16 protein-coding genes are annotated in these 20,418 nt (G+C 68.1%); 9 read left to right on the top strand and 7 right to left on the bottom strand.

Annotated features, from left to right (window positions below):
- Positions 1-1,078 precede the first annotated feature (1,078 nt).
- Genes AB0O71_RS12995 through AB0O71_RS12980 form a run of 4 tightly spaced genes read right to left on the bottom strand, consistent with a single transcriptional unit; the run spans position 1,079 to position 5,632 of the window.
- A complete protein-coding gene (locus AB0O71_RS12995) occupies positions 1,079-2,254 on the bottom strand; it encodes an acyl-CoA dehydrogenase family protein (protein ID WP_363745965.1) in 1,176 nt (391 codons plus the stop codon).
- On the bottom strand, positions 2,251-3,594 hold the full coding sequence (locus AB0O71_RS12990; protein WP_363745963.1) for a beta-ketoacyl-[acyl-carrier-protein] synthase family protein: 1,344 nt from the start codon (positions 3,592-3,594) through the stop codon (positions 2,251-2,253). Before AB0O71_RS12990 ends, AB0O71_RS12995 begins: the two co-directional genes overlap by 4 nt.
- Positions 3,591-5,117, bottom strand: a complete 1,527-nt coding sequence (locus AB0O71_RS12985; RefSeq protein ID WP_363745961.1) for an AMP-binding protein — start codon at positions 5,115-5,117, stop codon at positions 3,591-3,593. Before AB0O71_RS12985 ends, AB0O71_RS12990 begins: the two co-directional genes overlap by 4 nt.
- 35 nt (positions 5,118-5,152) lie before the next feature.
- Positions 5,153-5,632, bottom strand: coding sequence for an Lrp/AsnC family transcriptional regulator (locus AB0O71_RS12980; RefSeq protein ID WP_363745959.1), 480 nt, complete (start codon positions 5,630-5,632; stop codon positions 5,153-5,155).
- A gap of 204 nt (positions 5,633-5,836) precedes the next feature.
- Here AB0O71_RS12980 and AB0O71_RS12975 point away from each other — a divergent pair, with 204 nt between their 5' ends.
- Positions 5,837-7,129, top strand: a complete 1,293-nt coding sequence (locus tag AB0O71_RS12975; RefSeq protein WP_363745957.1) for an MFS transporter — start codon at positions 5,837-5,839, stop codon at positions 7,127-7,129.
- Between the two features lie 21 nt (positions 7,130-7,150).
- Here AB0O71_RS12975 and AB0O71_RS12970 read toward each other — a convergent pair whose 3' ends face one another.
- A complete protein-coding gene (locus AB0O71_RS12970) occupies positions 7,151-7,909 on the bottom strand; it encodes a FadR/GntR family transcriptional regulator (RefSeq protein ID WP_363745955.1) in 759 nt (252 codons plus the stop codon).
- 240 nt (positions 7,910-8,149) lie between these two features.
- Between AB0O71_RS12970 and AB0O71_RS12965 the strand changes: the two genes are divergently transcribed.
- The 5 genes from AB0O71_RS12965 to AB0O71_RS12945 all read left to right on the top strand — a co-directional run bounded on the left by AB0O71_RS12965 (position 8,150) and on the right by AB0O71_RS12945 (position 14,940).
- The gene (locus AB0O71_RS12965) at positions 8,150-9,670 is read left to right on the top strand and encodes an ABC transporter substrate-binding protein (protein WP_363745953.1); all 1,521 of its coding nucleotides are present in this window, start codon (positions 8,150-8,152) and stop codon (positions 9,668-9,670) included.
- A 148-nt stretch (positions 9,671-9,818) separates the two neighbouring features.
- Positions 9,819-10,766: an ABC transporter permease gene (locus AB0O71_RS12960; protein ID WP_363745969.1), complete on the top strand. Its 948-nt coding sequence runs from the start codon at positions 9,819-9,821 to the stop codon at positions 10,764-10,766.
- Positions 10,767-10,768: 2 nt separating this feature from the next.
- Entirely contained in the window at positions 10,769-11,692 is a 924-nt protein-coding gene (locus AB0O71_RS12955) for an ABC transporter permease (RefSeq protein ID WP_363745951.1), read from the top strand.
- Positions 11,692-13,494, top strand: a complete 1,803-nt coding sequence (locus AB0O71_RS12950) for an ABC transporter ATP-binding protein (RefSeq protein ID WP_363745949.1) — start codon at positions 11,692-11,694, stop codon at positions 13,492-13,494. The genes AB0O71_RS12955 and AB0O71_RS12950 overlap by 1 nt, the downstream gene beginning before the upstream one ends.
- A 45-nt stretch (positions 13,495-13,539) precedes the next feature.
- A complete protein-coding gene (locus AB0O71_RS12945; RefSeq protein WP_363745947.1) occupies positions 13,540-14,940 on the top strand; it encodes an amidase in 1,401 nt (466 codons plus the stop codon).
- Between the two features lie 30 nt (positions 14,941-14,970).
- Here the strand turns inward: AB0O71_RS12945 and AB0O71_RS12940 are convergent, their stop codons facing one another.
- Both AB0O71_RS12940 and AB0O71_RS12935 read right to left on the bottom strand, forming a co-directional pair.
- Positions 14,971-15,768 (bottom strand): SDR family oxidoreductase, encoded by a 798-nt coding sequence (locus tag AB0O71_RS12940; protein WP_363745945.1) that lies wholly within the window; start codon positions 15,766-15,768, stop codon positions 14,971-14,973.
- A gap of 64 nt (positions 15,769-15,832) precedes the next feature.
- Entirely contained in the window at positions 15,833-17,305 is a 1,473-nt protein-coding gene (locus tag AB0O71_RS12935) for an aldehyde dehydrogenase family protein (protein WP_363745943.1), read from the bottom strand.
- Between the two features lie 147 nt (positions 17,306-17,452).
- Here AB0O71_RS12935 and AB0O71_RS12930 point away from each other — a divergent pair, with 147 nt between their 5' ends.
- The 3 genes from AB0O71_RS12930 (at position 17,453) to AB0O71_RS12920 (ending at position 20,415) form a co-directional block, all read left to right on the top strand.
- A complete protein-coding gene (locus tag AB0O71_RS12930; protein WP_363745941.1) occupies positions 17,453-18,589 on the top strand; it encodes a 3-isopropylmalate dehydrogenase in 1,137 nt (378 codons plus the stop codon).
- Positions 18,590-18,685: 96 nt separating this feature from the next.
- Entirely contained in the window at positions 18,686-18,979 is a 294-nt protein-coding gene (locus tag AB0O71_RS12925; protein ID WP_363745939.1) for a helix-turn-helix transcriptional regulator, read from the top strand.
- On the top strand, positions 18,976-20,415 hold the full coding sequence (locus tag AB0O71_RS12920; RefSeq protein ID WP_363745937.1) for a type II toxin-antitoxin system HipA family toxin: 1,440 nt from the start codon (positions 18,976-18,978) through the stop codon (positions 20,413-20,415). The genes AB0O71_RS12925 and AB0O71_RS12920 overlap by 4 nt, the downstream gene beginning before the upstream one ends.
- Positions 20,416-20,418 lie beyond the last annotated feature (3 nt).

Below are 20,418 nucleotides of genomic sequence, written 5' to 3'. Positions count from 1 at the left end.
GCACCTAGAAGACCCGAAAACGCGCGACAGCACCAGGCCTCCGGAATTGGGTACCAACTGGGTGGACTAGGCGTACCAACTCAGACGATCTGCCAGTGCTGCCCGGTGTGCGTGCTGCAGGAGCGATCCGAACGAGCGATTATCAGTTCCGCCCAGCTGCGCTACCGAGCAGTCCATATTCAAGCTTTGAAGCTTCTCCTGGTTTCTCGAAGGTGCTTGGCGCAACGGATTTGGCCACTGGCTTGTACTTGTCATCGGACGCAGCTGAGGCCGTCGGCACTTTACCCGGAGGTGCAGTCTTCCTTACAACCGGGACTGCTGAAGTCGCTGGCACGTTCGATTGGCCGTCTGACGGACGGCAAGGGGGCCTCGGATATTCGGCTATCGCTCCTGTCCCGAACACTGCGCCATACGACGAGTGCTGGGTGGATAGTTGGCCACAATCTGACGAGTTGCGCGACGTACTTCTCACGTCCCTTAGCTACGAAAGTGACGCCAATGATGTCAATCCGCAGGTCGAGCAGGTCAACGGTACTTTGGGAACTAACATCGATTGGTCAACTCGTTACCTAGAGCGTCTACCACTATCCGCGCCGTGGGCTGCAGCAGTAGTCGGACTTTTCGTCGGAGGCATTTCAGTTCGAGTGCGGCGCCTCCAACTCGCGAGTGATCTCCACGCGGGGCTCAAGCGAAGGGACCTAGTCGCAGTAATTTCTGTAGAGTTGCTAGCGCCCATTTTCCTGGTGTGGTCGACCATAGCCGCGGCCACAGCCATCACCCTGACGGATGTTGCGTTGGTCGATCGCGGCCCTCTGCAGATTCAGTCCTTTTCCATCGCAGTTATGGGAACGGTCGGGTTTGCAATGGGAACTCTCTCCGGCCTTCTGCGCACGCGTGAGAAGCATCTGTTTAAGTACTTCAAGGCGCGATGACAGTAAGCGATATCCCCAGGCAGACAAAGTAGCTACGACCGAAGCACTGATGGAGACGGCACCTGCGACGCGCGCGCCGCGTCCTTCCGATGATGACCTGCGCGTTGTGCAGTCAATTTTCGCAAGGCGGCAGAAACGCCCCCCGCTCAACCCTGCTCGAGCAGGGCGGCCGCGAACATCGGGCGCGAGGCATCCGTGCTCGGCGGGTGGAAGAGCCCGGCCGTCGCGTCGCGCAGGAGCCGTCCCGCCTCGCTACCCGAATCGAAGCCGGATCCGCCCGAGCAGGCGAGCGCCGTCTCTGCCGCCCGGCGCGCGGCCTCGCTCGCCCCGATTCGCGCCGCGACAAGGCGCGGCGGCCAGCCGGCACCGTGATCGACGAGCTCGTCGAAGTCACGGGTGTACGCGTCGAGCTGTGCCGGTACGGAGAGGAACTCACGATACGCATCTGCGAGCCGCGTGCGCCACTCGGGCACCTCGGCGAGCGAGGCGTCACGCGATGCCGATCGGCGCCGGTGCAGCGCTTCGGCCGCCACCGCGAGGGCCCGCCGCGCGACGCCGGCGTACACGGAAGCCACGAGCAGTTGGAAGTTGCTCGTGATCGCGAACGTGAGCAGGTCGGGCGTGCGACCGGGGGCGATGCGTCGCGCCACTCGATCTGAGCGCATCACGGCACCTTCGAGCCGGGTCGAACGACTCTGCGACGCGCGCATGCCGAGCACGTCCCAGTGCTCCGACACCGTGATGCCGGGCGACGTGCGCTCGATGAACCCGAAGACGAGCTGCGGATCGCCCGGATCGCTCGCATCCAGCCCGTGGGCGATGAGACGGGTCCACACCGGTGTGAGCGAGGTGAAGATCTTGGTTCCGGTGAGGAGGTACCCGCCGTCGGCCTGGGGCTCGGCGACGGTGTTCGAGCCCTGCAGCACCCAGTCATTCGCGGGTTCGCTGATGCCGAACGCGAAGATCTCGCCCGCGGACGCCTCCTCGAAGACGTAGCCGAGCGAGCGATCCCCGCGCGCGAACATCGCCGCGGCCACGCCCGTGCACATGAGATGCATGTTGATGCCGAGCGCGGTGCCCGGTGCCGCACCCGCGAGGCGCTGCTGCAGGCGCGAGACCTCGTGCAGCGACAGGCCGGGCCCGCTGAACTCGGCCGGCACGAAGAGCTGCAGGTACCCGCGTTCGCGCAGCTCGATCAGATCGTCGTCGAAGAACCGATTCTCCCTGTCGACCACGGCAGCGCGTTCGCGAAACCGCTCGAGCAATTCGTCTGGCAGGTACTGTTCGGCAAGCTCGGCGTGCCTGAGTTCGCGATCGGTCATTGCGTCTCCTGTCTGATCGTGCGGCCCTCGGCCGCACTGACCCCCTCCTCGCGCAGCAGAATCGCCCCGTTGTGCCCGCCGAACCCGAAGGAGGTCGAGAGCACCGTGCGGATCTCCGCCGATCGCGCTCGACCCGACACCACATCGAAATCGGGAAATTCGGGGTCGGTGAGATTGAGCGTCGGCGGGATGCGCTGCGCGCGCAGCGACTCCACCGAGATCACGGCTTCGACCACGCCCGCCGCACCGAGCAGATGACCGGTGCTCGACTTGGTCGCGGTGACCGGCACCGTGCGTGCGCGCGCTCCGAGCGCTGCATCGAGCGCCGCGAGCTCGGCGGCGTCGCCCGCGGGCGTTCCGGTGCCGTGCAGGTTGACATGGTCGACGGCGTCGGGCGAGACCTCTGCGTCAGCGAGACACTGCACCACCGCGCGGGCGGCACCGCGACCCTCGGGATGCGGCGCTGTTGCATGGTAGGCATCGCTCGACGCCCCGAACCCCGCAAGTTCCGCGAGCGGCGCCGCACCGCGCGCCGCAGCGTGCTCCGCCGACTCGAGCAGGATCGCGGCGGCTCCCTGCGACATCACGAAGCCGGATCGCGCCCGATCGAACGGGCGGCTGGCCTGCTGCGGCGCCTCTTCGAAGCCTGCGGCGAGCGCGCGCAGGTTCGCGTTCGAGGCGAGGTTCACGGGGCCCAGGCAATCCTCCATACCGACGACCAGCACCGCGTCGGCGTACCCGTGGCGGATGCGCCGGAGCCCCTCGCCGAGCGCGATGGCCCCGCTCGCGCAGGTCGCCGACACCCCCTGCGCGGGGCCCGTCGCCCCGTACCGTTGCGACAGGAGCGCAGCCGCGGCATCTGGCGCCCCGTATACGGCGAGCGCCAGGGGAACCGCTCTCGGGCCCCTGGCATCGAGCGCGCGGGTGGCGGCCTGCATGGCGTCGACGGGGCCCGACCCGGTCGCCGCGATGATCGCCACGCGATCCTCGTCGCCCGCGAACACCTTTCCCGCTGTGAACGCCTCGCCACGCGCACCGAAGGCGTCTTCGCCGATCAGTCCCGCGTGCCGCAGCGCCTCGTCGGCTGCGGCGATCGCCCAGAGCTGCACGGGGCTGAGACGTCGCATGAGTCCGGTCGGTACGAGACCCTCGGCGTCGAATCCCTCGATCCTGCCCCCGATACGCACCGGCAGCGCATCGAACTCCGGCCCGTCCAAGCGCTGGATCGCACTGCGTCCGCGCACCACCGCGTCCCACAGCGCTCCGACGCCGATCCCGCTCGGCGTCACGGCCCCCATGCCCGTGACGACGACCCGGCGCCCACGCGCGGCGGCGCTCACAGGCGCACCGCCGATCCGTCGGCGATGCGCTCGGCCGTCTCCCCGCGACGCACCTTGCCGCCCACGGTGCGGGGCAACTGGGGCAGCGAGAACCAGCGGCGAGGCACGTACTGCGGAGCCAGGCGCTCCGAGGCCCATGCGGCGAGCGCCTCGCGATCCGGCACCGCTTCACCGTTCGCTTCGACGACCAGAGCGACGATGCTGCCGAGCGACGCGTGCGGGAGCGCCACGGCGATCGCGGCCCCGATGCCGGGCGCCGCCGCGAAGGCGCGATCCACCTCGGGCAGCGAGACCTTGTGCCCGCCCGTCACCGCGACGTCACCGGCGCGGCCGAGCAGATGCAGCTTGCCGGCGACGAGTCGGGCCTGGTCGTGCACGGTCGCCCACCCGCCGGCGCCGCGGAGTACGTCGTCGGTCGTGCCTGCGAGGTAGCCGTCGGAGCAGGCGGCAGCACGGATCCAGAGCGTGCCGGCACGCCCCTCCGGCACCACGCGCCCCGACTCGTCTCGCACGCTCGCATCGATGCCGGGGTAGATCGCGATCGCGGTGCCGTCGCCGTCGCGGCTGTCGCCGATGAACCCGATCTCGGCGGCACCGTAGTAGCTGATGAGACGCGTCTGCGGCAGCGCGCGGGCCAACCCTTCGCGAATCGCTGCCGGAAGGTTCGCTCCACCGGTCACGACGAGCTCGAGCCGTTCGAACGCTGCGGGATCGCGTCGGGCGGCGTCCGTCAGCGCTTGCACCACTGCCGGCACGGCCACCACTCGGGTGATGGCCTCATCGCGCACGCGAGCCGCCACGCCGAAAGGATCGAACGCGTCTGCGACGTGCACGCTGCCGCCCGTCGCGAGGCACTCGATGACGGCGTAGAGCGTCAGGCTGTACGAGACCGGACCCGGGGCGAGCGTCGCTACGTCGGGCAGCGGTTCGAGGTGCGCGCTCGACACCGCGACGTTCTGTCGGTACTGCTGCCGCGTTTTGAGGAACGCTTTCGGGCGGCTCGTCGTTCCAGAGGAGAAGAGCAGGAGGAACGCTTCGTCGCCGTCGCGCACTGCGGGCGGCGGAGCCGGATCGATGGCCCGCTCGCGATCCGCGAACTCTGCAAGGGTCAGGATCGTGCCGCCCCAGCCGCTCTCCGCGAGCGCTGCCGCGAGATCGGCCGAGTCGGAGACGATGACCCCGATACCCGTCGCGAGCACCACGCCCACGCGATGCTCCAGCGGCCAGCGCGGATCGATCGTCGCCGACACCGCGCGGTAGCCCGCGAGGGACGCGACGAACCGTGCCGCAGCGAAGGCGGAGTCGACGCTGATCGCGCTGATGGGAATGCCGCCGGTTTCGGGAGCAGGAGCTGGCGCCGCCGACCGGGACGAGGTGGCAGCGTGCAGCGCATCGATCACCGCGAACGTGCGACGCGAGTGCTCGACCAGTTCGCCGTAGGTGAGCGCCCGCCCCTCCCCCACGATCGCGAGTTGCTCGGGGCGATGATCCGCGACGCGCAGCATCGCCGACGTGATGGGCATGCGCTCAGTCTACGCTCCGCCTCGGACCCTTTCTCTCACACCCGAACGCGGCCCGAGCTGGCGTTCAGGAGGCCAGTCACACGGTACGGAATCACTTCACGCAGAAAGAGGCTCGTCGAGGTGCGGGTGATGCCGGGGCACAGGCGGATCTCTTCGCTGACGCGGTACAGATCGTCGGGGTCGCGCGCCACCACGCGCAGCAGGAGATCGGTGCTGCCCGCGGGCGCGAAGCACTCCAGCACCTCGGGGATGTTCGCGAGCGCGGCGACCGCAGCACTGATCTGATGCTGATCGAGTTCGACCTGCACGCTCGCTCCCACCGGTCGGCCGAGCGATGCGGGCGTGACCCGGGAACTGTGGAGGCGCAGCGATCCGGCCTCCTTCAGCTTTTCGAGCCGCGCCTGCACCGTGCCGCGCGCCAAGCCGAGTTTCGAGGCGATCATCGCCGTCGGCATGCGCGCATCCTGATCAAGCAAGAGGAGAATTCGTCGGTCGGTCGCGTCCAGCTCATTCATTCTGACCACTTTCTGCTTGGTTTCGTCTTTGCACATTGATCATATCGATCAATTGGCGTGATGTCGCTTGCGCAGATCGACCCGGTACGATGAACTCATTCATGTGCAGGCGGACACCCCCGCCGCACTCGGATCAACGCCCGCACCACCCCGCGGGCTGAACCACCGGACGCGCCACCCCTGCGCCCGAAGAAGGAGCCCGCCATGCGCGCGAACGCATCAGCGACCGCAACACCATCGCTCAGCACCCCGAGCACCCTGCCCTCGTCCCAGGCACGAACTTCTCCGGCTCCGTACGCAGCGCTGCACCGCCCGCGGGCCCGCGTCGCACTCACCTCGCTGGCACTTTTCGCCCTGCTCGTGAGCGCGAATCTCAGCACTCCGCTGTTTCCGCTGCTCGAGACACAGCTGCAGACCGGATCGCTCGGCATCTCGATCGCGTTCTCGAGCTACGTGCTCTCGCTGATCGTGGGCTTGATCCTGTTTCGCCACGTCGCCGACCGGGTCAATCGCCGCACCGTGCTCATCGCGGCACTCGCGGCCGCCGCGCTCGCCACCGCGGCCCTCGCCTTCGCGCCGACGCTCGGCTGGTTCTGCGTCGCCCGCGCCGTGCAGGGCATCGCGGTGGCGTGCGCGACGGGCACCGGCTCCGGTGCCCTGCGCGTGCTGCTTCCCGGGCGCCCGGCCCTCGTCGGGCGCCTGACACTGCTCGCAACCTCGGGCGGCGTCGCTGCCGGGCCCGTGGCGGGCGGCGTGCTCTCGCTCATCGGCGTGCCGCTGCACACCCCGTACCTCGCCGTGGCGATCGTGCTCGCCGCGCTCGTCCCCGTGATCATCGCGGTCGCACCGCACGACGAGTGCGCGCCGCACATCGCGGGGATCGCACTCGCCGACGCGCCCGATCCTCGCCCTGACGCTCCCGGCTCGAGCGGCCGCAACGATCCCGCTGCCGCCCGCGCATTCCGCATCGCCGCGGCTACCGGGTTCCTGAGTTTCATGGTCTTCGGCTTCTGCCTGTCCCTGGCGCCCTCGCATTTCGCGACCATCGTCGGAACCGACTCGCGCGTGGTCATCGGAGTGCTCGCGGCCGTGACGCTCGCCGCGTCGGCGCTCGTGCAGCTCGTGCCGCTCTCGGGCGGATGGCGAATGCCGGTGGGACTCAGCGTGCTCGCGGTGGCCCTCATCGGTATTGCGGCCGCGGGCGGGGTCGGAGCCGTGTGGTTCCTCGTGCTCGCGAGCGCACTCGCCGGCGTGGGGCAGGGCATCGCCTTCCAGGCGGCGTTCACCGCGGCCACGGCGGCCGTCCACCCGCTGCGCCACGCCTCGACGGTGAGCGCTGTCTACACCGTCACCTATCTCGGGAGCGCGGTGCCGGTCATTGCTCTCGGCGCGATGGCCGAGCAGTTCGGCCTCTCGCAGGCGGTTGTGGTGTTCGCGCTCGTCGCGGCCTCCCTGAGCGGCATGCTCGCCTGGGTTTCGGGTCGCCGCCAGCGCTGAGTGCGAGGCGGCGGCGCGGGGCTACTCTGCGAGCGCGGCGAGGGCGCGGCGGTCCAGATCGCTCTCGACGAGCAGCCCGAAACGGTCGGCAACCGCCCGGCGCGCGATTCCGCTCGCGCGCGCGCCGTCCCGCTCTTCGATCGCCGAGAACAGGCTGCGGTCGATCGCGGCCGATTCGAGCTTCAACCGGTTGTCGTGGTGCTCGTTCTCGACGTCGCGCTGGATGATGGCGCGCAGCACACCGGACACGGCCTCACCCGTGAGACGCAGCACTTCGTTGCCGCTCGCCTCCCAAATGGCCTCGTGGAATTCGATATCTGCGGCGGCGAACGAATCCGAGTTCGCTTCGGCGTCGCGCTCCATCTGCTCGATCGCGGCACGCATGCGCTCCAGCTGTTCAGCATCGTGCCGCACGGCGGCGAGCCGGCTCGTGGTGCCCTCAAGCACCACGCGGTACTCGACGAGCGCCGAGACGTCGAGCGCATCCGTGCCGACGAGGGCGCGCAGTGATCGGGAGAGCGTCTTCGACGACGGCGCGAGCACCACCGGTCCGCCTCGGGTGCCGGGCCGCGACTCGATGAGTCCCATGCTCTGCAGAATGCGCAGCGCCTCACGCACGGTGGGTCGGCTCACGCCGAACTGCACCATGAGATCACGCTCACTGGGCAGTTGCGATCCCACGGCAATGTCGCCCGAGACAATCGCCCGTTCGATCTGATCGACGATGCGCTGATACGTGTGCACGGGCACCGCGGGCTCGAAGCTGTGGGTCGTGGACACCTGAGTCTCTTCCTATTCGAGGGTCGCAGTCGCGCTGAGTCAGCTGCGTGCTCCGATGATAGCGCCCACCGCAGTGGCCTTACCATGTATCCTGGTTCGAAATCTCTCGGGATTTCTGTCACACCAATCCGCCGGTTTCGCGAATACGCTGTGCATTGCGGATCGGCGACTGGGCATCGTCGCCCAACCCCACCCTCCACCCCGGCTTCGCCCAGCGAGGCCCCCATTCACAGGAAAGCAATGATGCGACGTAAGAATGCGATTCTCACCACGGCCGCCATCGCGACGGCGGCCGTCCTCGGCCTCGCGGGTTGCTCCGCGGGCGCCGGTAACAGCGCGGGCAGCGACGGGGAGACCCCGACCACCGCGACCATCGCCCTGACGGGCACCCCCACGAACCTCGACTTCACGACGACGGCCGGCTCGGCGATTCCGCAGGCGCTGATGTCGAACGTGTACGAGGGCCTCGTCGAGCTCGACCAGTCGGGCGAGATTCAGCCCCTCCTCGCGAGCGAGTGGACCGTCAGCGACGACCGCAAGACGTACACGTTCACCCTGCAGGAGGGCGTGACCTTCTCGAACGGCGACGAGTTCACGGCAGACGACGTGAAGTTCAGCTTCGACCGGGTGAAGACCGATTGGGTGTCGAGCCTCAAGGCGAAGATGGACGTCGTCGACAGCGTCGAGGTCGTCTCCCCCACTGAGGTCGCGGTCACGCTGAGCAAGCCCTCGAACGCGTGGCTCTTCAGCCTCGCAACGCCGGTCGGCGCGATCTTCTCGGAAGACGCCGTCGACGATCTCGCGAACACCCCAGTCGGCACCGGCCCGTACGCCGTCGAGGCGTGGACGCCGAACGAGAGCCTCGTCTTCGACACGCGCGACGACTACTGGGGCGAGGCTCCGGGCGTTGAGCAGGTCACACTGAAGTACTTCGCCGACGCGACCGCCACCACGAACGCGCTGCAGACGGGCGACGTCGACGCGATCGCGAACCTGCAGGCCCCCGAGCTGCTCTCGAGCTTCGAGTCGGATGACCAGTTCGTCGTCACGACCGGCACGTCGAGCGGCGAGGTCTCGCTCTCGATGAACAACCAGGCCGCCCCGTTCGACGACGTGCGCGTGCGCCAGGCAGTGCTCTACGCCCTCGACAAGCAGGCGATCCTCGACACCGCATGGAACGGCTACGGCTCGCTCGTCGCGACCTACGCGGCTCCGACGGACCCGTACTACGAGGATCTGAACGACGCGTACCCGTACGATCCCGAGAAGGCGATGGATCTGCTGGCTGAAGCCGGCCAGGAGAACCTCGACATCACCTTCACCGTGCCGACGCGCCCCTACGCGCAGGCCGTCTCGGAGATCGTCGTCTCGCAGCTGAAGGACGTGGGCATCAACGCGACCATCGAGTCCGCCGAGTTCCCCGCCGTCTGGCTCGACCAGGTCTTCACCCAGCACGACTACCAGATGACCACGGTGCTCGCCGTCGAGGCGCGCGATATTCTGACCGTCTTCAACGACCCGAACTACTACATCGGCTACGACAACTCGAAGATCGCTCCGATCGCCGAGGAAGCGGATGCTGCCGATGAGGACGGGTACGTCGACGGCATGAAGCAGGTCGCCGAGCAGATCGTCGACGACGCGGCTTCGGGCGTGCTCTTCCTGTTCCCGAACATCACGGTCGCGAAGGCTGATCTGCAGGGTATGCCCGAGAACGCCATCATCGAGGCGCTCGACCTGACGAACCTGAGCTGGAACTAAGCGGAGCGGCGGTGCGAACCGCCGCTCTCGCCCCTCCAGTGCGCGAGAGCGCAGTTGAGGTCGTACGAGGCGCATGCCCGAGACCACAACTGCGCTCTCGCGGGCGCACCACACCATCCCGCCACTGAACCCGAGGAACCCGAACCGCATGGCCATACGGATCCTGATCAATCTCGCGAGATTCGCGGTGACGTACGTCGTCGCCACGGTCGTCGTGTTCCTTTTCATGCGACTGATCCCGGGCGACCCGGCTCAGATCGCACTCGGCGTGAACGCCACCCCCGAACTGCTCGAGCAGACGCGCGAGCAGTTCGGCACGAATCGACCGCTGATCGTGCAGTACTTCGAGTGGTTCGGCGGGCTGCTCACGGGCGACTTCGGCACCTCGTACGTGACGCGCACCGACATCAGCCCCATGGTGCTCGACCGCGTGCAGGTCAGCCTCATCCTCGTACTCACCGCGATGGTGGTCGCCCTGCTCGTCGCGATTCCGCTGGGCACCTGGGCGGCCGTCAAGCATCGCAACTTCTCGGGCGTCGCGATCGGCCTCGGTTCGCAGATCGGCGTCGCGGTTCCCGGCTTCCTCGCCGGCATCCTGCTGGTCATCGTCTTCGCGGTCGGCCTCGGGTGGCTCCCGGCGAACGGCTGGACCGCCCCGGCCGTCGACTTCGGCGACTTCATACGCCGGCTGATCCTGCCCGTCGTCGCGCTCGCCTCGGTGCAGGGCGCGATCCTCACGCGCTACGTGCGGTCCGCCGTGCTCGAGGTGATGAGCGAGGACTACCTCCGCACCGCGCGCGCCAAGGGGCTCAGCAAGAACGGCGCGCTGCTCAAGCATGGCCTGCGCAACGCGGCGATCCCCGTCATCACGGTGACGGGCGTGCAGATCGCCGCCCTCATCATCGGCGCCGTGGTCATCGAGCGCGTGTTCGTCATCCCCGGCCTCGGCTCGATGCTGCTCGACGCGGTCGGCAACCGCGACATGCTCACCGTGCAGTCCGTCGTCATGGTGCTCGTCGCCATCACCCTGATTCTCAACCTCGTCGTCGATGTGCTCTACACGCTCATCGATCCGCGTCTGCGAAGGAGCGCCTAGCCATGAGCACGCAACAGGTTCCCACCCCACCCTCTCAGGCACCGCGCACCAGCGCGATCAGCGCCCCCGGCAACGCGAGCACAAGCGGCACCGCGCGGTCGGGCAAGCGCAAGCTCTCGGCAACGCTGCTGATCGGGCTGATCCTCATCGGGCTCGTCGCCCTCGCGGCGATCGTGTCCTTCTTCTGGACGCCGTACGACCCCACGCAGGCGATGCCCGCCGACCGGCTGCAGGGCTCGAGCCTCGCGCACCTGATGGGCACCGACAAGTACGGTCGCGACGTCTTCTCCGCCATGCTCTACGGCGCCCGCATCACGCTGTTCGTCGGCGTCATCTCGGTCGGCATCGCCATCCTGATCGGCACCCCGCTCGGCATCCTCGCAGGCATCCGCGGCGGCTGGATCGAAGAGGTCATCATGCGCGCCTCCGACATCGCCCTCGCCTTCCCGGCGCTGCTGCTCGCGATCATGTTCAGCGCCGTCTTCGGCGCATCGACGCTCACGGCGATGGTGGCCATCGGCATCGCGACGATCCCCGGGTTCGCCCGCGTCGCCCGCTCGGGCACCCTGCAGGTGATGACCACCGAGTACGTGCTCGCGGCGCGTGCGGCGAGCCAGTCGCGATTCCGGATCGCCCTGCGTCACGTGCTCCCCAACATCATCGGCATGGTGGTCGTGCAGTCCTCCGTCTCATTCGCGCTGGCGGTGCTCGCGGAGGCGGGCCTCAGCTTCCTGGGGCTCGGAACGCCACCGCCCACCCCATCGTGGGGGCGCATGCTGCAGGAGTCGCAGCAGTTCCTCGGCACCGAACCGATGCTCGCCGTCTGGCCGGGCATCGCCATCGCCATCGCGGTCATGGGCTTCAACCTGCTGGGTGACGGCCTGAGAGACCGCTTCGATCCGAAACTGAACGGGAGCCGCGGCTGATGCGCACCGAACCCACCGCCTCACGGGCGACTGCCGCCTCGCACGCCGAGGGCTCCGACCTGCTGCTGCGCGTCGACGATCTCAACGTGCGTACGCCGTACCGTACCCTCGTCTCGGACTTCTCCCTGCACATGGCTCACGGTGAGCGCATCGGCCTCATCGGGGAATCCGGATCAGGCAAGTCGATGACCACGACCGCGCTGCTCGGCCTGCTCCCGAACGGCGTCACCGCCGACGGGTCGGTCGAGATCGACGGGTACGCCGGCAACCTGCTCGAGGCCCCGGAATCCGATCTCATGAAGTTGCGCGGCAACGACATGGCGATGGTGTTCCAGGAGCCGCTGACGGCGCTGAACCCGCTGATGCGCGCGGGCGCCCAGGTCGCCGAGATCATCTTGCAGCACAAGCTCGCACCGAACAAGGCCGAGGCGAACCGCCGTGCGGTCGAGATGCTCGACGCCGTGCACCTCCCCGATCCCGCTCAGGCCGCGCGGGCCTACCCGCATCAGCTCTCCGGCGGGCAGCGCCAGCGCGTGATGCTGGCCATGGCGCTCGCGAACGATCCGTCGCTGTTGCTCTGCGATGAGCCGACGACGGCGCTCGACGTCACGGTGCAGCGGCAGGTGCTCGACCTCATTCTCGAACTCGTGCGCGAGCGCGGCACTGGCCTGCTCTTCATCACGCACGACCTCGCCGTGGTCGCGAACATGTGCACGCGCGTGCTCGTCATGAACAACGGCGCCGTCGTCGAGGAGGGCACGACCGAAGACGTCTTCACCCGCCCGACGCACCCGTACACGCGCGGGCTGCTCGCGGCGTCCGACCTCGACGCTGTCGATGCCAGGGGCCGCCTCTTCACCGTCGCGACCGCTCAGGAATACGTGCCGCCGACCGCCGACGAGCGGATCGTGGAGCGCGCTGAGGCATCTGGGGCGGTCGCTGGCACTGCTGCTGCCGACGTCGCTGCTGCTGGTGCCGCACCCGCGCACGCCGAACCGGTGATGCGCGTCACCGACCTCGTCCGCACGTACACGCGCGGACGCACGAGCATCCTCAAGCCAGCCCCCGAGGTGCACGCGCTCAAGGGCATCTCCTTCGAGGTGCCCGAGGGCGGGCGTCTCGGGGTCGTCGGCGAGTCGGGATCCGGCAAGTCGACGCTGCTGCGCATCCTCGCCGGGCTCGACCAGCCGACCTCCGGCAGCGCCGTCGTCGCGGGCAACGAGGTGAAGGGCGCGAAGGAGCCGCAGCTCCGCGCGCTGCGGCAGAACCTGCAGATCGTGTTCCAGGACCCGATGGGTTCGCTCGATCCGCGCATGACCGTCGAGCAGATCATCTCCGAGCCGCTGCTCGTGCCCGGGCGCGGTGAGACCGCCGCCGACCGCAAGCGCATGGTCGCGGAGATGCTCGAAGCCGTGGGTCTGCCCGCGTCTTCCGCTGAGCGCTTCCCCCACCAGTTCTCGGGCGGCCAGCGTCAGCGCATCTCGATCGCACGCGCGCTGATCTGCCGCCCCCAGGTGGTCGTCGCCGATGAGCCGGTGAGCGCCCTCGACGTCTCGGTGCGCGCCCAGGTGCTCAACCTGCTCGCCGACCTCGTCGACGAGTACGGCCTCACCCTCGTCTTCGTGTCGCACGACCTCAACGTCGTGCGGTACCTGTGCGACTCGGTGATCGTGATGCAGTCGGGCGAGATCGTCGAAGCCGGTGACACGGAGACGGTGTATCGCACCCCGCAGCACCCCTACACGAAGCGCCTCATCGATTCCTCCCTCACGCTGCGTCAGGAGCTCGCCCAGAGCGCCTAGCGCGGACGCTGCTTCGACCCGCACCACCTCGACGAAAGGCCCAGGATGACCTCGCCACGCCACGCCTCCCTCGACGCCGCCGCGCTCGGCGAGCGCTACGCCGACGGATCGCTCACCCCCAGCGAGGTCGCCGAAGACGTCATCGCCCGCGTCGAAGCGCGCGAACCCGAGCTCAACGCGCTCTACCTGTTCGACGCCGCGCAGGTGCGCGCCGACGCCGCCGCTTCGACCGAACGCTGGCGCACCAGGACGCAGCTCGGCCCGTTCGACGGGGTGCCGGCGACGGTCAAGGAGAACATCGCGCGCGCCGGGCAGCCGAAACCCGCCGGCACGGCGATCCCGAACCCGCCGATCGCAGCTCACAACGCTCCGACCACGGATCGACTGCTCGAAGCGGGCGCCGTCATCGTGGGTTCGACGACCATGCCCGACTGGGGCATGCTCTCGTCGGGCGTTTCGAGTCTGCACGGCATCACCCGCGGAGCGCTGAACCCGGCGCACACCTCCGGCGGGTCGAGCGCCGGAGCCGGCACGGCGGCCGCGGCTGGATACGGCCCGTTCCACATCGGCACCGACATCGGCGGATCCATCCGCCTGCCCGGTTCCTGGCAGGGCCTCACCGCGCTCAAGCCGAGCGAGGGGCTCATCCCGCTCGACGTGCCCTACGCCGGACGCGCTGCCGGCCCGCTGACCCGCACGGCTGCCGACGCGATCCGGCTCATGTCGATCGTCGCGCAGCCCGATCCCCGCGACTATCTTACGCGCGCATACGCCGAGATGGACTGGTCGACCGCGCCGCTCTCCCCTGCCGGCCTCCGCGTCGCCCTGCAGCTCGACGCGGGCTCGGGCCTGCCGGTCGAGCCCGAGACGCGTGCGATCATCGAGCGCGCCGCGGGCCGATTCGAGGAGGCGGGCGCGACCGTCGTACCGCTCGAGCCGTTCATCCCGGCAACGGTGCTCGACGGCATCGCCGACTTCTGGCGCAGCCGTTCATACGCCGACTTCGAGGCCCTCACCGAGGCCGAGCGTGCCGTGGTCCTCCCCTTCATCGCCGAGTGGTGCGCCGCTGGAGCAACGTTCTCCGCCGCTCAAACGGTGCGCAACCGCAACATGATCGACGAGATGGCCCACCTCACGAGAGCCGCGACGCAGCCGTTCGACCTCGTGCTCTCGCCCGTGACGCCGGTCGCGGCGTTCGCCGCGGAGGACCCGATGCCGATCCTCGACCCGCTCGAAACGATGGGACACATCTCGTTCACCGTGCCCTACAACATGTCGGGACAGCCTGCGGTATCGATCGGTGCAGGCGTGCAGGCGGACGGGCGCACCGTGGGTCTCCAGATCGCGTCGCAGATCGGCACCGACGATCGCCTCATGCAGGTCGCGCTCTGGTTCGAAGGCGTGCGTGGCAACGCCGCAGAGGTCGACTGGTCGCAGGTCGCCTGAGGCCTGCGACCTGCGCCGGGGTGTCGCGCCCTACGAAGCCGGCGGCGTGAAGCGGCCGTCGATCGCGGTCCAGCCACCGTCGACGAAGAGGGTGGATCCGGTGACGAAAGATGAGGCGTCGGACGTGAGGTAGACCACCGCCCCGGCGAGCTCGTCAGGCCGCGCCCAGCGACCGAGCGCGGCCTTCTGCGCGTACGCCCCGTACCACTCGTCGTTCGCCTTGATCTGCGCGGTGAGCGGGGTCTCAACGACCCCGGGCGCCACCACGTTCACGCGCACGCCCTGAGCGCCGTACTCGGCGGCCGCGGTCTTCGCGAGCTGCACGAGACCGGCCTTCGTTGCGGCGTAGACGCCCTGGCCGGGTTCGACGACCTGAGCGCGGATTGACGCGAAGCCGACGATCGACCCGCCGCCGTTGGCCGCGAACCGCGTGCCGAAGTGGCGGATCAGCTGGAACGAGGCGCGCAGATTCAGATTGACGACGCGGTCGAACTCGTCGAGCGTGTAGTCCTCCATGCGCTTGCGCACGTTCGTAGCGGCGGTGAAGACGAGCGCCGCCGCGTCGCCGAAGCGCTCGGCCGCAGCCTCGACCGCGGCGTCGTCGAGCACGTTGATCTCGTACGCCTCGGCCACGCCGCCCTGCTCGGTGATGAGCGCGACGGTCGCCTCAGCCCCCTCGAGCGAGTAGTCGGCGACCACCACGTGCGCACCCTGCGCGGCGAGCGCCTGCGCCGATTCGCGGCCGATGCCGCTGCCCGCGCCGATCACGACCACGGTGCGTCCGTCGAGGCGGAAGAGCTGCGAGTAGTCGATCTGCGTGTGGCTCATGCTGGTGTCTCCAGGGTCAGTTCGGAATGTGGTTCGGGATGCGGTGCGGGATCGCGGCGCGATCTCAGCTGCGCGCCTGCGGGCGGATCATCGCCATGCGGGTCACGGTGAACTCTTCGATCGCGAAGCGGGGGCCCTCTCGGCCGATGCCCGAATCCTTTACGCCGCCGTAGGGCATGATGTCGGAGCGGAAACCGGGGATCTCGTTGACGACGACCCCGCCGACCTCGAGTCGCTCGATGGCGTCGAAGGCGCTCGCGAGCGATGCGGTGTAGATGGCGGCCTGCAATCCGTAGCGGGAGTCGTTCACGAGGTCGATCGCGGCGTCGATCGAGTCGACGACGGTGAGGCAGACGACGGGCCCGAAGATCTCTTCGCACCACACGTCGACATCGGCCGGCACGTTGCCGAGCACGACGGGTCGCACGTGGGCGGCTTCGCCGTCGCCCGGGCCGTCGGTGAGCAATTCCGCTCCCGCGGCGAGGGCCCGGTCGATCATGGCGCGGATGCGCTCCCCCGAGGCGGCGTTGATGACGGGTGCGACGTTCGTCGCGAGGTCGCGGGGGTCGCCCACGACGAGTTCGCCCATGCGTTCGACGAGACGCGCGGAGAAGCGCTCGGCGATCCCGCGCTCGAGCACGACGCGCTGCACCGAGATGCAGGCCTGCCCGTTGGCGTAGAAGCCGCCGCGCAGCACGGCGTCGACGGCCGCTTCGAGGTCTGCGTCGGCTGCGACGATGAATCCGGTGTTCGATCCGAGTTCGAGCACGGCCTTGCGCGGTGCAGCCTGCTGCGCGATGAGGTGGCCGATCTTCGCCGAGCCGGTGAACGAGACGACGGAGGCGCGGGGGTCGCGCACGAGCGTCTCGCCGACGATCGGGGCGCCGTTCACGAGCTGCACCGCCGCCGGCGTCACGCCGTGCGCGTCGAGGATCTCGCGCGTGATGGCGAGCAGTTCGATCGTCGCGAGCGGCGTGTTCGGGGCCGGCTTGATGATGACGGGGCAGCCGGCCGCGATGGCCGGCGCGAGCTTGTGGGTGGCGAGCAGCAGCGGGTAGTTGAAGCCGGCGATGCCGATGACGATGCCGGCGGGTTTGCGGGTGTAGTAGCCGATCATGCCGCGGCCGAGCTCTTGCAGGTCGAGCGGCACGGTCTCACCGTGGATGTGCGATACCTCTTCGGCGGTCGCTTCGAGGGTGACGATGGTGCGGTTCACCTCCGTGCGGCAGTCGACGCGGGGCTTGCCGGTCTCGAGCACGAGCAGGTCTTCGAGGTGCTGGGCGCTCGCGCGCACGCGGCTCGTGAGGTCGGTGAGGATCGCCTTCCGCTGCGCCGTGGTCAGCGCTGCGACGGCCGCTCGCGCCGCCTCAGCAGCGTCGAGCGCGTCGCGCGAATCCTGCTCGCCGCTGACCGGTGCCTGACCCACGACGCTGCCGTCGAACGGGAAGACGATGTCGGAGCGCTCGGCGATCGCGCGCCATTCGCCGCCGATGGGCAGTGCCCCTGCGGGTGCGATGAGTTCGAGTGCCTCGGGCATGGTGGTTCCTCTGCAGCGGGCGGCGGATCCGTTCACGTGCGGCCGTGCACGCGAACCCTTCGCGCCGAGTGGTCTTACCATTTAATATAGTTCACCAGAGGCCCATCTCCAAGGCGCGAGCGGCCGCACGTTCTCGAAAGGATCGACATGACGAACAGCTACGCCATCGCGGTACTCCCCGGAGACGGAATCGGGCCGGAGGTCGTCGGGTGCGCGCTCGAGGTGCTCGACGCCGCGGAACAACGATTCGGCTTCTCGACCGACCGCAGCACCTTCGCGGCTGGAGCGAACCACTACCTCGAGACCGGGGAGCTGTTCGACGCCGTCGAGGCGCAGCTCCGCGACAAGGAGGCGATCCTCTTCGGCTCCATGGGAGACCCGAGAGTCACCCCCGGCATCCTCGAGCGCGGCTTCATCCTCGAGATGCGCCAGCGCTTCCAGCAGGCGGCGAACGTGCGCCCGGTACGGCTGTACCCGGGCGTTCCGACCCCGATCGCCGAGCTCACCCCGGAGCGCTGCGAGATGGTGATCGTGCGCGAGAACACCGAGGGAGCCTACGTCGGCCGCGGTTCGACCGTGCACGCCGGCACGCCCAACGCGGTCGCCATGCAGGAGTCGCTCAACACCCACGCCGGCATCGAGCGCGTCGTCGACTTCGCCTTCCGCCTCGCACTCGGGCGCCGCAAGAAGCTGACGCTCTGCCACAAGACCAACATCCTCGTGGCTGCCGGGCAGCTCTGGCAGCAGGTGGTCACCGAGGTGGGCGCCCGCTACCCCGAGGTGGAGGTCGACTACGTGCACGTCGACGCGATGTGCTTCCACCTGCCGCTCACCCCGGAACGCTTCGACGTGGTCGTCACCGACAACCTCTTCGGCGACATCATCACCGACCTGGGCGCCGTGATCCAAGGCGGGCTCGGGGTCGCCACCAGCGCGAACCTCAACCTCGACGGCAGCGCGCCGAGCATGTTCGAGGCCATCCACGGCTCGGCGCCCGACATCGCCGGCAAGGGGTGGGCGAACCCGGCCGGCGCGATCCTCTCGCTCGCACTCATGCTCGGCCATCTCGGCGAGGGCGAAGCGGCACGTGCGGTCGAGGCGGCGACGGTTGAGGTGCTCGGGTCGCTGCCGAGCCTGGCCGGTGCCGACATGGGAGCCTCGACCTCGGAACTCGGGTCGCGCATCGCGGCGATCGTGCGCGAGGGGCGCGCCGACACGGCACTCGTGCCCGACTCCCTCCTCGGGGTGCTCGCGGGCATGGCGCCGTCTCGGCTCGCCGGCTGACGCCGCGCTCTCTGGGCGGCATCACACCACGCTGGTACCTCTACAGGTCACTAGAGGGCTATACTGACCTGTATAGATACCAGTGGAGGGCGTTGAATGGTTCAGAGATCATCCCCCGCGCGCGAAAGAAGGCTCGCTCGTCTCGGTGAAAACATTCGGAAGTGGCGACAGCTTCAAGGCATGTCCGCATCCGAGATGTCTCGGCGCGCACACATCACCCGCGACACTCTCCGCAAGATCGAGAACGGGACGGGATCTCCTCGAATCGACTCGCTCATCGCTGTCATCACTGTGCTCGGATTCGCAGACCACTTCATCGCATCAGCCGACCCATTCACCACTGACGCCGGCCGCTCGCTCGCACTCGACCGAGCTCACGTAAAGTCATGAACCTGCACGACACACTTGACGTGTACGTCGAGATCAACGGGGAGAGCGTGCGCGCAGGAACCCTCGGCGCATCTTTCAACGGCATTCGTGCTCTCGGCGGCTCGTGGTTCGAATACGACGCCGGATATCACCAAGCACCAGGGGCATACCCCCTGGACCCTTCGCTGCCCCTTGGTCGGTCCCGCAGCTATTCAGGCGAGGACCAGCAACTTTTCGGGGCATTCCAAGACCTCACCCCGGACGACTGGGGAGAACGAGTCATCAATGCCAATCTGCAACGCCTGAGGTCGACAGGGGAGGAAGCACCGCGAAGCATTGGGAAGTTTGACTACCTGACGATCGCAAGCGACGAAGCACGACTTGGCGCGATCCGCTTCCAACCCAGCGGAGGTGGGCAGTGGCTGGGGCCAGCGAGCGTGCCGAGCCTGAGTCAGAAGAAGCTCGATGCATACTCAAGTGCAGCATCGAGACTCGAGGCGCACGAAGCCACTGCAGAAGACATCGAATTGCTCAATGCCCCGGGATCATCGGCAGGCGGGGCTCGACCCAAAGTTACTGTGCGACTCGATGGGAAACTCAAACTTCTCAAACTGCCTTCGGATCGAGACAGCGGCCGTGACGGTGAAGCTTGGGAGTACCTCGCAATCACCCTGGCAAAGAACGCGAATATCAGCGTTCAATCCGCGGAGCGGCTGCGCGTTTCGGGCGGTAAGACGAGCCTCGCGCTTGACCGGTTCGACCGCACCACTGACGGATCGCGGCTGGGGTTCATGTCCGCTCGGACAGCTATGGAAATCGGTGATCAAGAGCACGGCACAATCACCTACCTTGATCTCGCAGACGCTACGGATTCGCTCACCGCGGGAGACCGCAAGCAGTTGCGTGACCTCTTCAAGCGAGTCGCGCTCACGCTCCTCATCAACAACGTCGACGACCACTGGAAGAATCATGCGTTCGTCCGCCAGGGAGAAGGGTGGACGCTGAGCCCCGCCTACGACATCAACCCGTCGCCGACCCGAGGCGTCGTACTCTCCAGGCCAGTGTCGAGCAGCGACGACCCCAGCGATCGCGACATCAGAAATCTCGTCAGTACAGCTGACGCGTACTCCCTGTCAGCAGAAGCAACAGCTCAGTCTCTTGGTGAAGTGCTCACAGCAGTACGAGAGTGGGCGACCGTTGCGCGAGATATCGGGATCAGTGCAGGCGAGATCGAAGTGATGAAAGTGGCGTTCTCCGAGGACCAACAAGCTCACGTCGAGCGGGCGATCAGAAAGCTCGGCGGTCGATCCATCATCGACCTCGGCACAGACAGCCCAGGCGATTTTCAGCGGAGCAAGGAGTCAGAAGAGAGCTCTGGCGCTACTTGGGTGAGCCCCCATGTCCGAAACGGGAAGCCTGTCGCGGGATTCTGGCGCCACACACCGCGCCGCGAATAGGTG

This window comes from Leucobacter sp. NPDC077196, assembly GCF_040687075.1.
Taxonomy (GTDB): domain Bacteria; phylum Actinomycetota; class Actinomycetes; order Actinomycetales; family Microbacteriaceae; genus Leucobacter.
Note: the sequence above shows the minus strand (reverse complement) of the source record. Positions and strands in the feature narration are given on the sequence as shown.